At 58.3% G+C, this 12,090-nt stretch carries 14 protein-coding genes; 6 read left to right on the plus strand and 8 right to left on the minus strand.

Annotation, left to right across the window (positions count from 1 at the left end; genetic code table 11):
* Positions 1-20: 20 nt before the first annotated feature.
* Complete coding sequence (locus tag ACIX8_RS06290; RefSeq protein WP_014264493.1) at positions 21-668, plus strand: dihydrofolate reductase family protein; 648 nt, start codon at positions 21-23, stop codon at positions 666-668.
* Positions 669-1,240: 572 nt separating this feature from the next.
* On the opposite strand, the gene ACIX8_RS06295 is transcribed toward ACIX8_RS06290, so the two are convergent.
* Together ACIX8_RS06295 and ACIX8_RS06300 are read right to left on the minus strand one after the other, a co-directional pair.
* Positions 1,241-1,561 (minus strand): hypothetical protein, encoded by a 321-nt coding sequence (locus ACIX8_RS06295; protein WP_014264494.1) that lies wholly within the window; start codon positions 1,559-1,561, stop codon positions 1,241-1,243.
* Positions 1,562-1,563: 2 nt separating this feature from the next.
* The gene (locus ACIX8_RS06300; protein ID WP_044177973.1) at positions 1,564-2,625 is read right to left on the minus strand and encodes an agmatine deiminase family protein; all 1,062 of its coding nucleotides are present in this window, start codon (positions 2,623-2,625) and stop codon (positions 1,564-1,566) included.
* Positions 2,626-2,747: 122 nt separating this feature from the next.
* Between ACIX8_RS06300 and ACIX8_RS25095 the strand changes: the two genes are divergently transcribed.
* From ACIX8_RS25095 to ACIX8_RS06315, 4 genes are all read left to right on the plus strand, one after another.
* Positions 2,748-2,969 carry a DUF433 domain-containing protein gene (locus ACIX8_RS25095; RefSeq protein WP_014264496.1) on the plus strand — a complete coding sequence of 74 codons (222 nt, stop codon included), beginning with the start codon at positions 2,748-2,750 and terminating at the stop codon, positions 2,967-2,969.
* A complete protein-coding gene (locus ACIX8_RS06305) occupies positions 2,966-3,298 on the plus strand; it encodes a DUF5615 family PIN-like protein (protein ID WP_014264497.1) in 333 nt (110 codons plus the stop codon). The genes ACIX8_RS25095 and ACIX8_RS06305 overlap by 4 nt, the downstream gene beginning before the upstream one ends.
* Before the next feature lie 325 nt (positions 3,299-3,623).
* A complete protein-coding gene (locus tag ACIX8_RS24405) occupies positions 3,624-5,843 on the plus strand; it encodes a TlpA disulfide reductase family protein (protein WP_014264498.1) in 2,220 nt (739 codons plus the stop codon).
* Positions 5,844-5,850: 7 nt separating this feature from the next.
* A complete protein-coding gene (locus ACIX8_RS06315) occupies positions 5,851-6,690 on the plus strand; it encodes a TIGR03435 family protein (protein WP_014264499.1) in 840 nt (279 codons plus the stop codon).
* 614 nt (positions 6,691-7,304) lie between these two features.
* Here ACIX8_RS06315 and ACIX8_RS06325 read toward each other — a convergent pair.
* Both ACIX8_RS06325 and ACIX8_RS06330 read right to left on the minus strand, forming a co-directional pair.
* Positions 7,305-7,610: a hypothetical protein gene (locus tag ACIX8_RS06325; RefSeq protein WP_223295474.1), complete on the minus strand. Its 306-nt coding sequence runs from the start codon at positions 7,608-7,610 to the stop codon at positions 7,305-7,307.
* A 327-nt stretch (positions 7,611-7,937) separates the two neighbouring features.
* Positions 7,938-8,429: a DUF3455 domain-containing protein gene (locus ACIX8_RS06330; protein WP_014264502.1), complete on the minus strand. Its 492-nt coding sequence runs from the start codon at positions 8,427-8,429 to the stop codon at positions 7,938-7,940.
* A 681-nt stretch (positions 8,430-9,110) separates the two neighbouring features.
* Here ACIX8_RS06330 and ACIX8_RS06335 point away from each other — a divergent pair.
* Positions 9,111-9,671 (plus strand): hypothetical protein, encoded by a 561-nt coding sequence (locus ACIX8_RS06335; RefSeq protein ID WP_014264503.1) that lies wholly within the window; start codon positions 9,111-9,113, stop codon positions 9,669-9,671.
* Positions 9,672-9,806: 135 nt separating this feature from the next.
* Here the strand turns inward: ACIX8_RS06335 and ACIX8_RS06340 are convergent, their stop codons facing one another.
* From ACIX8_RS06340 to ACIX8_RS06355, 4 genes are read right to left on the minus strand one after another with little or no spacing between them, the layout of a single operon-like run.
* On the minus strand, positions 9,807-10,316 hold the full coding sequence (locus ACIX8_RS06340; RefSeq protein ID WP_014264504.1) for a hypothetical protein: 510 nt from the start codon (positions 10,314-10,316) through the stop codon (positions 9,807-9,809).
* Positions 10,317-10,334: 18 nt separating this feature from the next.
* Positions 10,335-11,279, minus strand: a complete 945-nt coding sequence (locus ACIX8_RS06345) for a carbon-nitrogen hydrolase (RefSeq protein ID WP_014264505.1) — start codon at positions 11,277-11,279, stop codon at positions 10,335-10,337.
* Positions 11,280-11,290: 11 nt separating this feature from the next.
* Positions 11,291-11,713 carry a type II toxin-antitoxin system VapC family toxin gene (locus ACIX8_RS06350; RefSeq protein ID WP_014264506.1) on the minus strand — a complete coding sequence of 141 codons (423 nt, stop codon included), beginning with the start codon at positions 11,711-11,713 and terminating at the stop codon, positions 11,291-11,293.
* Positions 11,706-12,029, minus strand: a complete 324-nt coding sequence (locus tag ACIX8_RS06355) for a type II toxin-antitoxin system Phd/YefM family antitoxin (protein ID WP_014264507.1) — start codon at positions 12,027-12,029, stop codon at positions 11,706-11,708. The genes ACIX8_RS06350 and ACIX8_RS06355 overlap by 8 nt, the downstream gene beginning before the upstream one ends.
* Positions 12,030-12,090 lie beyond the last annotated feature (61 nt).

Raw genomic sequence — 12,090 nt, forward strand, 5'->3', positions numbered from 1 at the left:
GTCAAAGGAGAGGAGCAGACATGCCAAAGGTTCGAGTTGCGGGATTTGGTGTTTCGTTGGATGGTTTCAGCGCGGGAACGGAGCAGAGCCTGGACGATCCGCTGGGCAAACGCGGTCCCGAGGTCTTTCAATGGTTCTTTCATACAAAGACGTTCCACGCGATGCACGGAAAAGAAGGCGGATCGACCGACATGGACGATACGTTCGCACGGGCAGCGATGGATAATTTTGGCGCGTTCATCCTTGGCCGCAATATGTTCGGTCCGGTGCGCGGCCCTTGGCCGGATGATTCCTGGAAGGGATGGTGGGGCGACGATCCGCCGTACCATGCGCCAACCTTCGTGCTGACGCACCATGAGCGCGAACCGCTGGTGATGCAGGGTGGGACGACTTTCTATTTCGTTACCGGAGGCATCGAAGAGGCGCTTCGACGCGCGAAACAAGCAGCTGGTGACAAGGACATCAAGATCGGAGGAGGAGTTTCCACCGTGCGGCAGTATTTGCAGGCTGGGTGGGTAGATTCCCTTCACCTTGCATTTTCGCCTGTCCTACTTGGTCAAGGTGAAGCGCTGTTTCCAGGGCTTGATCTCCGTGCGCTTGGGTTCTCTGTGACGGAGCGCAAGGTGACGGAGAAGGCTACGCATGTGGTGCTGGAAAAGGGATTCTAGGGCGGTGAGTCGTTAGTTCAGTAAAGAAGGATGGTTTGTTTAGCACAGCGCGAAGCGCGTTCCCTGACGCTTTAGCATCGGGGACAACAGCGAATCACATGTTTTGTCCCACAGAGACGTCATTCTGAGCGGAGCGCCTCGCGTGTTTTGCGAGGTGCGGAGTCGAAGGACCCCGAAGGACTTGATTTCACCCATGACGTTGGGACCTTTTCCAGCACGAGAGTCCAGGTTCGGGCGTTCGAGGTCGAAAAGGTGCAAGAGGTTTGGGCAAGAGGGCAACCCTCGGGGTCCTTCGACTTCGCGTCCCCAAAGGCTGGGACGCTCCGCTCAGGATGACGATTCTGTGGGGAAACGCAAAACAAAAGCTATGCGTGCAACGAGCTTGGATTCGCTCTATAACCAGGGTCTCCGATTCGTCAGACACTACCTAAAGCCCAATTCTCACCTGCCCTTATTCCGTAGCCTAAGGCTATTGCCTCCCTTGCCCTCCGTCCCGCGACGCTAAAGCGTCACGGTTTGCGCTTCGCGCTATGGGGTAATGCCGATCTGTACTGCATGAGAACCGAATCAGATCAACGAACCTGCGGTGTGGCTGTGGGGCCGAAGAAGTGTTCGATCTGTTGGGCCAGACCTTCGAGCGCGGGGCGGCGTGAGGTAAGGGCTGTCTCGTCGAGGTTGAAGCTTTTGCGCCAGATCTCTTCGAGGATTGGCAGCAGTTTTGCGGCCAGCAGGTCGGCGGTGGGGAAGTGCGCGATGGCGGCGAAGAGTTGTTCTTCTTCGGGTTCATACTCATCAGCCGGAGCCCCTTCGGCGAGATGGCCTTCGGGGTCTGCGGCGCGCATGAGGTCTTGAAGCGATTCGAGATCGGGTGGCGGGGGCCAGGGCTTCGACATGCTTATGCGGGCTCCTGCTGTGTCATGCAATGCAGCGCGCCCAGGCCCCAGATGAAGTCGGTGCAGTGGATGCCGGTGACGGTGCGGGTGGGGAAGCACTCGGCCAACGTATTGAGCGCGATGCGGTCGTTGGGATCGTTGAAGGTGGGAACCAGCACGAGGCCATTGGCGATGTAGAAGTTCGCGTAGCTCGCGGGCAGGCGCTGGCCTTCAAAGTGGACGGGCGCGGGCATCGGCAGCGTCTTGATGGTGAAGGGGCGGCCCTTGAGATTGCGTGCGGCGTGCAGGCGCTCGAGGTTTTCGGCGAGCGGCAGGTGGTTCTCGTCGGCGGTGTTGGTCTCGACGGCGGTGAGGATGGTGTTGGGCGCAACGAAGCGGGTGATGTCGTCGACGTGGCCGTGCGTGTCGTCGCCCGCGCAGCCGCGGTTGAGCCAGATAACCTTCTCGATGCCGAGATAGTCGTGGAAGGCTTGCTCCAGTTGCTCGCGCGAGACTCCGGGGTTGCGCTGCTGCACTTCGCTGAGCAGGCACTCTTCGGTGGTGAGCAGGATGCCTTCGCCGTTGGTGTCGATGCTGCCGCCCTCTAGGACGAGGCGCTTGCTCTTGCCGTCGGGAGGAGTGACAGCAGGCTCAAAGCTGGTCATGCCGTAGAGTTTGGTGACGTGCTTGGGGATGAGGTCGTCGTTGCGCCAGTTGTCGTACTTGGCCCAGGCGTTGAACTTCCAGTTGGTGAGCGCGACCTCACCTTCACTGGCTTGCTGACTTGCTGACTCGCTGACTCGCTTCACAAAGATGGGGCCGGAGTCGCGCAGCCATACGCGATCGGTGCGCCAGTGGTGGAAGTGCAGGCGCGCGAGGTTGGCTCCCTGGCGGCGCAGCATGCTGGTGGCGCGCTTCTCGGTGGGGAGGTCGTTGACGAGGATGTGCACGTCCTCGACCTGCGAGAGGTGGCGGACGATCTCGCTGTAGACCCAGGGGATGGGCTGGAACTTGCCGGGCCAGTCCTCGGGGTTATGGGGCCAGGCGATCCAGGTGGCGGCGTGCGGGGCCCACTCGGCGGGCATGCGGTAGTTGTTCTTTGTCACTAGCCCATTCTAAAGAAGCTTTTGGAGAGGGTGGGTTTTGCGGGCAAAATTTCGCTGAGCATTGATGTTTCGGGCGATAAAATGTTTATGCGAGGTGCTTTATGGACTGGAGAGGATGCGAGCTGGTGGAGATAATTCCAGGTAAAGTTTCCGGCTGTCCTCTGGTGAAAGGGACTCGGATTCCGGCGGATGTCATTGTGAGTAACTTTGATTCAGGTTCGCCGCTGGCGGAGATCCATGAAAACTATCCGTCACTGTCGTTAGCAACTATTGAAGCGTTGATTTCGTTTGCCCATCCACATCGGTTGCAGCTTGCCTCATGAAGGTTCTTCTGGATGAGGACCCGCCTCATAAGCTGCGACAGAATCTACCAGGGCACGACGTAAGCACCGTGAGTTATATGGGTTGGAGCGGGCTTAAAAATGGAGAGCTTCTGAGGACTGCGGAGGCAGCGGATTTTGAGGTCTTTCTTACAGGGGACCAGAAGCTCAGTTATCAGCAGAATCTGAAGGAACGTTTGATTGGCATTGTGACGCTTTCCGCGCAGGAATGGCCGATCATCAAGAGCCACTTGCCGGCAATTGCGGCAGCAGTTGATGCCGCTCTCCCTGGATCATTTCAATCTGTTGAGTGTGGATCATTTCGCAGGTAAGCATGCGGTAGCTGTCCTGCTGCCCGTACAAGTGGTAAAGGAGATTGAGCGTTGTAAGCGCGGTATATCGTGGAGTCGCGATATGTCGCCCCTTTGGGGCTCATAGCCGTGGCTCAAGTTGATTCTCTGCACTCCAGTCAGTGTTTCTCTTCGCTCGGTTCTGTGTTTCTTTAGGCGCTTAGTGGGCGGGCTAAGGACTCAGGGCAAGATCGAGTGTCATCAAGTTACTATTCATCCCGGGCATGGTCTAATAGCTGCGCGTGGCTTGAAGGTGCTTAACCCTTTGAGCCAGATGTGCGACGTTGACGTTTCGAGGTGAGCAGTCATGCGCAGTTCCGCGTCCCTTCTTCTCATTGCTATCGCGCTTGGATCGGTCAGAGTGCATGGTCAAACGACATCCAAACCATACGGTTGCGAAGCTCCTGAAGTAAGGGCGGCGCTCGACACCACGCTTTCCCAGGATGAACTCGTCAAGCTTACGATCACGCAGCGGGTTGCACGCAGACAGCAGGTGCTCGATGCGCTGCTTGCGAAGTATCCGCATGAGTATCTGCTCTATCGCGAGCAACTCTATGCGATAGCAGGCACAGGCGATTGGGAAGCGCCTCTCGCGGCTTTACGTGAGCGCTGGGTGAGCGATGCGAAGTCGCATCCCGATGATCCGATGGCTTTGATGCTGGCCGGGAAGGTGCTGGCAGATAAGGATCCTCTGGAGGCTATCCGGTTACTGAACGCAGCGCAGGTGAAAGCACCAAAGTTTCCATGGCCTTCGTTTGAACTCTCGAACATCTACTGGCGGGGAAAGTATGCCGATGACACAAAGCTGAAGGAGAACCTCGAGAGGTTCTACGCGTTGTGTCCCTCCTGGGTAGAGGCGACCTATTTCGGAAACCAGATCGAGGGGGTCAAGCTGCGCAAAGACCTGCCGCTGCTGGCAAAGACTAGCGTTGCGATGCGTGCGGAGCTGGCGAAGCAGACCGATCCGAAGCGGCTCGAAGACTACGAAATCCTGTGGCAGCGCGAGTTCCTCACGCGGCCTCCGAGCGAGCATGAGGCGGAGCGTGCACAGATTCGGCAGGACCTGGATCGGCTCCAGAAGCTTGTGCCGCATGGGGACGCGCACTGGAGACTCTTCCTGATCTCTGGCTATCAGTTAGCCGGGGCCTCGAATGAGGAGTTGGCGCGCATGCAGAGCCAGGCGGCGAAGGACTTTCCCCACGAGGCGCCGGCCGAGCGGCTGGCGAAGGAGCGTTGGGACAAAGAGCACCCGCTTCCGGATGGGCAGAAGGATGCGGACGCGTGGAAGGCCTACGAAGCCGCGAAGGTTGAAAAGGAGAAGACGGACTTTCAGGATTTTCCGGACGACCCCTTCCTGCAGCGCACGGAGTTTTTCTTCACGGTGCAGGATGATGAATACGTTTCGGAGGCCGATGGGCTGGCGGCGGTCGACCGGTATCAGAAGTCCATTGACGAGTACGGCGGATACGGCATCCTGTCGGCTGGGCCTGCCGACCTGGCGAAGTTCCTGCTGAAGCATGGCTGGCAGCCTGAGCGTGCGCTGGAGCTGCTGAAGAAGACCTCGACCTTCAAGGACGGAGGCCACACGAAGGAGACGTGGAGTAGCTCTCTGGATGCGGATACCGTTAAGCGTTTTCACCGCCAGATGGTATCGATGGATCTCGAGAATCTCGGTCTGATTCTCAAGGCGGCCATGCTGGCCGGGAAGCCGGAAGAGGCTATGCAGTTCCGTGCGGCGATCGAGGAGCCGCCGCCGGAGAACAAAAAAGACCTGGGGCAGTACTGGACCAATCGAGCGCGTTTTGCCACGCTCGACCATCACCCTGAAGATGCGCTGGTGTATTACCGGACTGCACTGGATAGTCGCACGCAGACACCAACGTACTCGCATGGCATCCTGCGCGACGATCTGACCGCAGAATTTCATACGCTGTGGACTAGGCAGGGAGGCACGGAGACAGCTTGGGCCTTGTGGAATCCTGCGGCGCCTGTAGCTGACGCGGACGCTACGCAGCGGGATGGAGCTTCGGCCGCGGGCAAACCCGCTGCCACACCGAAGGGAGTGGCGGCTACGCAGGAGGGTGAGTGGGAAAAGGTTGGGAAGGAGATGCCTTCCTTCGAGTTGTCGGATTTCTCGGGCAAGAAGTGGAGACAAGGGGATCTTGCGGGCAAGGTTGTGGTGGTCGTTTCATGGGCGACTTGGTGCGGACCGTGCCACCTGCAGGACGCTCTGCTGCAAAAGTTCTATGACAAGGTGAAGGACCGCAAAGACCTCACTATCGTGAGCTTCAACGTCGACGAGAATCCGGGGCAGGTACTGCCGTTCATGCAAAAGCAGGGATATACCTTCCCGGTTCTGGCCGCGTTCTCCTATGAGGAGGCCCAGAGTTATGTGCCACGCACATGGATCATCGATAAGCAGGGCCACTGGCGCTGGGTGAAAAACGGATACGACGAATCGAAGACCTACGCGGAGTTCGAGAAGGGCCTGCTCGGACAGATTGAGAAGGCGGAAGCGGGACAATAGGAGACGCATGATCGGCAAGCTGTGTATCGCCGCAACACTCTGCGCAGGTATGGCGACTGCGCAATCAAATCAAGTAGCCCCACCCGCCAAACCGCTGGCGTTTGAGGTTGTGTCCATCCGGCAGAATATAGCGGGTGGTAACGTCGAAAAGTTTGGGGCGACGCCGGATGGGTTTCGCATGGTGAACATGACGTTGGGCCGGGTGATTCTGACGGCGTATGTGCCGCAAACCGGGGCGGCGTTTTATTGGGAAGCCGTAGGGTCTCCGGACTGGATGGGCAGAGATCGATACGACATTGAGGCGAAGGTGGCGCAGGACGATCTTGCGGAGTGGCAGAAGCCCGCATCGCAGGAGAAGATGCTGCGCGCGATGCTGCAGTCGCTTCTCGCGGAGCGGTGCAAGCTGGTGGTCCATCGCGCACTGAAGGACTCGAAGGTGTATTACCTCGAAATCGGAAAAGGCGGACCGAAGTTTGGGCCGAAGTTCAAGGAGGCGAAGGAGGACGAGCCGGACCCGGCTGGGCAGCCGAAGCAGTTTCCGAGCGGGGGCCTCGTGGTTCCGGAGGGCGAGGAGTTGCACTTCTATCGTGCTCCGCTGACGCTTCTGGCGACGTTCCTGACGAACCGAAACATGGGCGGCCCAGAGATTCAGGACAGAACAGGGCTGACGGGCCGGTACGACATGGTGGTGGAGTGGGGAGCGTGGACGGGCGCGGCCGATAATACCGCCGATCTGGGGCCGTCGATGTTCTCTGCGGTGGCGCCGCTTGGGCTCAAGCTGGAGCTGGCGAAGGGGCAGACAGAAACTCTGATTCTCGACCACGTGGAGCGGCCTTCGGGGAACTAATGCTCGTGGTCTTTCGCAGAACGGTGTTCTCGGCAAACTGAAGAGACCTTTTGCGGAGAAGAGGATTTCAAGAGAAACGCGCCCGTCTCATTCGGCGATAGGCTGATCCCATGAGGTTCTATAAGACATCGCGTAGTTCTCGCATTCTTCAGACGCTCATCTTGACGCTGCTGGTAGCGTCAACTTCCATGGTTCTCGTCCACGACCATCGGTGGAGGTGGTCGTTTTGCTTTGTTCTGGTAATGGCTGCGGGGCAGGTGCATTCTCTATGGACTAACTATTGGGAGATCACTCCAGACGGGAAATTATTGGCTAGAACCTATGGCTTCAACCTTAGATACGAAACTTCAAGCGTCCTCTATGCTGGCCCGGTTCGGGAGATGGTCGGTTATCCCGTTTCAAAGAAAGATATTGAGTTGGAATTTAAGGGTTCGCAGAAGAAAAGATATGTTCGAGTCGCGGACCGTTCTGAGTTTCTTGAATGGTTGCGTAGTGTATCCCCTCAAGCCCAAGTTATAAGGCTCTGAAGTCAGACAGGTCGAGCTAATACGCCGACTCTCATGATTTGAGAAACGCTGAGCTTGCCGAAAAGGGAACTTTCTGGCAAGCTCGCCTTAATGGTGTGCGAAATCGATCGCTATGGCTGCCAGCCAGACGACTACCGCGAGCAGCCAGAAGCGGCCACCTTTCCATTGTCGGCGGGCGAGAATGATTGTCCAAGCAACATTGACGATGAAGAATACGACGACAATGGGAAGAATATTGATGAACCAGACAAACGGTTCTCCGGTCGTTGTGTAGATTCCCTGCGCACGTTCCTCTGAGATTGCCCAGCCACCGCGTGGAGCCAAGAAAACGTAAAGAGTTGCACCAATCACATTCGCGACGAACAATGCTATCGATTGAGTGCCAACGGACATTCTCATCGATTGCACTACTGATCCTGATTGATTCGGCTCCTGCATAGATACAACGTACCAAAGCGCCGTTCCCGTGAGCGCGGTGTATCGTGCAGTCGCGATAGGTCGCCCCTTTGGGGCTTGCAGTCGTGGCTGTTTGAGCGCGCTTTTTCTACCTTGAGCAGCCGTACCCGGGCTTTCGTGCTGGAAATGATCCCAATATCATGGGCGAGATAAATCCTTCGGGGTCCTTCGACTGCGTGTCTCGCAAAAGCGCGAGACACTTCGCTCAGGATGACGTTTCAGTGGGGGTGAACAAGGACAACAGGAACATTTACCTTGTGTTCGTTAGTTCGTGCTGTAGAAGGTGTACGTGGCTGCGTAGGGGACGCGGAGGACGACGTTCACGTTCTTCGCGTCGCATCCGGAGGTGGGGGCCTGGCCGGCCTGGGTGTCGGAGCGGCGTACGAAGGTGATGTTCGACAGGGCGCCGGTGGTGGTGCCGGTTGGGTGCGTCTCGAGCAGGAGCCAGGGGATGTTGGCGGGGTTGTCGGAGGGCTTCGTCTGCAGGACCTTGCCGGTGATCGAGCTGCCGTCGCTCCAGGTCCAGGTGGGGCCGGCGGTGTGCACGCCTATCTGCTGGTGGGTGGTGGGATCGAAGAGTCCTGCTGCGGGCTCTTCAAAGACCCAGGCGAAGCCGCCGTTCTGCGCGGTGCAGTTGTAGGTTTGAACGCCGTGACCTTCGACGGTGTAACGAACATGAGCCGTTGCGGGAGGCAGAGTCGGGTCCGCTGTTTGCTGTGGGGCGAAGAGAGCGAGCAGTGCGAGCGCGAGGATCATATTCCGTCTGACTTTCTCAGCGCAGAGGCGCTGGAATGAATGCGGCCCTGGGCCGGTTTTGAGGTCGCGTTGCTACACGATACCTCTCGCGAGGGTCGATGCGATAGTTGCCAGGATGTTGCAGTCGCGGTTCTATCCTAGAGACGCATGGTACCTGAGAAGTGTTTCTAACGAGGGAATGAAAATGGCGCCGACGAAGCTTGTTGCGGTGATTACCGGGGCCTCCAGTGGGATTGGCCTGGAGTTTGCGCGAAGCTGGCGAAGAGGCATGGAGAAGAGATAGATTTCTAACCGTAATTTGCTTGGCCGGGTGGTTGCGGGGTGGCATAGTGGGTGACAGTTCGTGGCGCCTGTCTCGCTGGGCCTTGTATGGCGAGTAGAGCTTCTGGTTTGCGATGAAGCCCCGGTGGAGATCAGCGGGTTGTGGCACGGAGGGGTGTGGCTTGTTGGATGCTCGCCGGTGCGGAAGACAGCAGATTCCCTGCGGGAATGACAACTAGAAAAGCAAGAACAAGAACAAGAGCGAAAGCAAAGGCGAAAGTGAACTCACACCCGTAGAGGGTGTTTTTTATTGGAGATTTTATGGCTACTGCACGTTGTTTGAAGGTTATGCCTGGCGCTGAGATGCAGCAGGAAGCGCAGCCGGGTAAGAATCGCTATGAGCTGTAAGTTGATGGCCTGATGGATGGCAAGACGAAGTCGCAGGCGGCGCTGGCTGCGGGGTTTTCCAAGAATCAGGCGCGTCATCCGGGCAGGAGTATCGAAGGGCCTGTTACCGAGGCGCTGCTGCATAAGGCCCTGACGCGGGAGCCTTCGGGTGAGGTTGCGACGAGCCGTTACGAACTCTATGTAGCGGGCTTGATGGATGGCAAGACAAAGAGACGGGCGGCGCTGGATGCAGGATTTCCTGCGAAGCGAGCGGATCATCCGACCACGCGGATCGAGGGGCCCATCACAGAGATGTTGATCCGCAAGGCGATGGCCCATGCAGGGATCACGCTGAATATCCTGGCGGAGAAGATGCGCGAGGGGTTGGATGCGGTGCGTCCGCAGGTGGTGGCGAGCGGCGAGCGAGGTAAGGCGGCGACCGTGCAGATGATTGCCGACTTCGAGACGCGGCTGAAGTATATCCAGCAGTTGTTCAAGATGATGGGGGCTGTCGAGCCGGAGGAGCGTGAGGTGCAGGAGGTGCGGGTGAATATTGTGGCGGTGGGGGCGCGGGAAGAGACGGTGGTGCAGTAGGACGGATGAGCTCTGCGGAGATCTGGCGCGCTGAAGCGCGTTCCCTCAGCGGCTAAAGCCGCGTGCCGGTTCAAGCTTTTACGGCACGGCTGAAGGCGGCCCTTAAACGAAACATGATTTTCAGCGTGCTCTGTTCTAGCGTGAGTTCTGCCACGCTTGAAAATCTTTGATTGTGTCGGGGGTTAGTTCGAGGATTGTTTCGGCAAGATCGGCAGAGCCCTTGCTGACGGCGATTGCGGCTAAAGCGCTGAGGCGGAAGTCTTCACTCCAGGGGCGGAATGTTACGGCACAGACAAGACTCGGCAATGTTTCGATGGCCTGGGTATACGCTGCCGATAGAGTATCGGGTACGGTGATGCCTTTGCGGTAGCGGCAGATTTCAATCCATGTAGGCAGCAGAAAGAAATCGTAGGTCGTTCGCTCCGGCGCTGTAGCGATCACACGGGTTATATGTGGCACCGCAGCGAATGAGGCGGAATAGACATCGCCTTGATGGGCGAGGGCGCTCCAGAGTGAAAACCATGGTTCATTCTTCGGGCCGGAGGGAGGGAACTCCTCCAGCTGACGCAACAGGTCAGGAATATCGGAGGCCTCTCCATAGGCGTGGTCGAGATTCGACCACGCCTGGTTCTCAAGACTGAGCATCGCTACTCTCCGGTTGAGCTAGTCGAGAAAGCGGCTGGTGATGCCGCCGTAGGCGTCGATGCGGCGGTCGCGGAGGAAGGGCCAGTGCTGGCGGGTGATCTCGACTTCCTTGGAGTCGAGGTCGGCGTAGAGGATCTCTTCCTTGTCGTGCGAGGCCTTGGCGAGGATGCGGCCGAAGGGATCGGCGATGAAGCTGCCGCCCCAGAACTCGAGGCCGGAGGCCGGGGTGTGGTCGCCGGGGCCCTCCATCATGACGCCGTTGTGCTCCACGTCTCCGTGCTCGTGGCCTACGCGGTTGACGGCGCAGACGAAGACACCGTTCGCGATGGCGTGGGCGCGCTGGATGGTCTGCCAGGCGTCGTACTGGCGCTCGCCGTACTCGGCCTTCTCGCTGGGGTGCCAGCCGATGGCGGTGGGGAAGAAGAGCGTCTCGGCGCCCTTGAGCGCGGTGACGCGTGCGCCTTCGGGATACCACTGGTCCCAGCAGACGAGCGTGCCGATGGGGCCGGCGGAGGTCTTCTGCGCCATGAAGCCGAGGTCGCCGGGCGTGAAGTAGAACTTCTCGTAGTAGAGCGGGTCGTCGGGGATGTGCATCTTGCGGTAGATCGCGGCGAGGTTGTCCGGCGCGGCGCTGGTGTGGTCGAGGATGGCCGCGGTGTTGTGATACAAACCCGGAGCGCGGCGCTCGAAGAGGGAAGCGATGACGACGAGCTTGTGCTCGCGAACGACTTCGCTGAGGGCGGCGGTCGAGGGGCCGGGGATGGACTCGGTGATATCGAAGAGGACGTGTTCCTCGCGCTGGCAAAAGTACTGCGCGCGGAAGAGCTCCGGCAGGCAGATGAGTTTGGCGCCGTTTTCGGCGGCCTCGCGCACGCGGGCTACGGCCTTCGCGAGGTTGGCCTCGGTGGAGGGGGCGCAGGACATCTGGATGAGGGCGACGCGAGTCGTTTTCGATATGGGCATGAGGGCTCCGGTTAAGCTACTTCAACTACAAGATTTGTCTGCTTCGCGAAGCGAAGGATGTCTTTGTCTCGCGTCATCAGTGCCAGATTTTCGATGCGCGCAGTGGCAACAAGGATGCGGTCAGAAGGGTCTTTGTTGAGTGAATCGGGTAAGTCTACCGATTCAATGGCGATCTGTGGAGTGAAGGGCAAAAGCTGAATGCCAGGAAGTTGAAGCGCCCTCTCGGCCCAGCGTTCCACCCCGAAAGGCAAGGCCAGACGTCCTTTGCGAACTAAAAGAGCAATCTCCCAGATCGATATGACAGAGATGTATGCCGCTCCCGTTTGACGTGCGCGGTCAATGGAAGAGATTGCGGATGGTTTCAGGCCTGGAGCTCCGTTGATGTAGCGAACCCATACATGGGTATCAAGAAGAAGACGTGTCGAGCTACTCATTCCCTACAGTCCATTCTTCCCCGGTAGGACCCACGATGTCTCCCTGCTCATGGACGGTGCCACGCATCCAGCCATAACCGGAGACGGGTGTTGCTTCTGTCAGTGGAACAATCTTTGCGACTGGAACGCCCCGTCGCATCAATGTGATCTCTGTCCTGTCGGTTTCCACGCTTTTTAGAAGAGAGGACAGGTTTGCTTTTGCCTGGGCCACGGAGGCGCTCCTGTTGAGTACAGGAACCCGGCCAGCCACCTTGAGTTTGCGAGAAACAAGTTTTGCCGGTGGAGTATGCGGTAAATGCTTGGGAAGGGTGGCCATATGGTCATCTCCAAATGACTAGTATATACCGAAAGAAACACGAGGAATTGCCCACAGAACC

The sequence above is a fragment of the Granulicella mallensis MP5ACTX8 genome (assembly GCF_000178955.2).
GTDB classification, from domain to species: domain Bacteria; phylum Acidobacteriota; class Terriglobia; order Terriglobales; family Acidobacteriaceae; genus Granulicella; species Granulicella mallensis.

Bases quoted from the DNA above. Each gene is read 5' to 3' on its own strand.
- ACIX8_RS06325 (WP_223295474.1), bottom strand. From the start codon at position 7,610: ATGTCCGTTGGCACTCAATCGATAGCATTGTTCGTCGCGAATGTGATT.
- ACIX8_RS06295 (WP_014264494.1), bottom strand. From the start codon at position 1,561: ATGTCGAAGCCCTGGCCCCCGCCACCCGATCTCGAATCGCTTCAAGAC.
- ACIX8_RS06315 (WP_014264499.1), top strand. From the start codon at position 5,851: ATGATCGGCAAGCTGTGTATCGCCGCAACACTCTGCGCAGGTATGGCG.
- ACIX8_RS06355 (WP_014264507.1), bottom strand. From the start codon at position 12,029: ATGGCCACCCTTCCCAAGCATTTACCGCATACTCCACCGGCAAAACTT.
- ACIX8_RS25095 (WP_014264496.1), top strand. From the start codon at position 2,748: ATGGACTGGAGAGGATGCGAGCTGGTGGAGATAATTCCAGGTAAAGTT.
- ACIX8_RS06350 (WP_014264506.1), bottom strand. From the start codon at position 11,713: ATGAGTAGCTCGACACGTCTTCTTCTTGATACCCATGTATGGGTTCGC.
- ACIX8_RS06330 (WP_014264502.1), bottom strand. From the start codon at position 8,429: ATGATCCTCGCGCTCGCACTGCTCGCTCTCTTCGCCCCACAGCAAACA.
- ACIX8_RS06345 (WP_014264505.1), bottom strand. From the start codon at position 11,279: ATGCCCATATCGAAAACGACTCGCGTCGCCCTCATCCAGATGTCCTGC.
- ACIX8_RS06290 (WP_014264493.1), top strand. From the start codon at position 21: ATGCCAAAGGTTCGAGTTGCGGGATTTGGTGTTTCGTTGGATGGTTTC.
- ACIX8_RS24405 (WP_014264498.1), top strand. From the start codon at position 3,624: ATGCGCAGTTCCGCGTCCCTTCTTCTCATTGCTATCGCGCTTGGATCG.
- ACIX8_RS06340 (WP_014264504.1), bottom strand. From the start codon at position 10,316: ATGCTCAGTCTTGAGAACCAGGCGTGGTCGAATCTCGACCACGCCTAT.
- ACIX8_RS06305 (WP_014264497.1), top strand. From the start codon at position 2,966: ATGAAGGTTCTTCTGGATGAGGACCCGCCTCATAAGCTGCGACAGAAT.
- ACIX8_RS06335 (WP_014264503.1), top strand. From the start codon at position 9,111: ATGGATGGCAAGACGAAGTCGCAGGCGGCGCTGGCTGCGGGGTTTTCC.
- ACIX8_RS06300 (WP_044177973.1), bottom strand. From the start codon at position 2,625: ATGCCCGCCGAGTGGGCCCCGCACGCCGCCACCTGGATCGCCTGGCCC.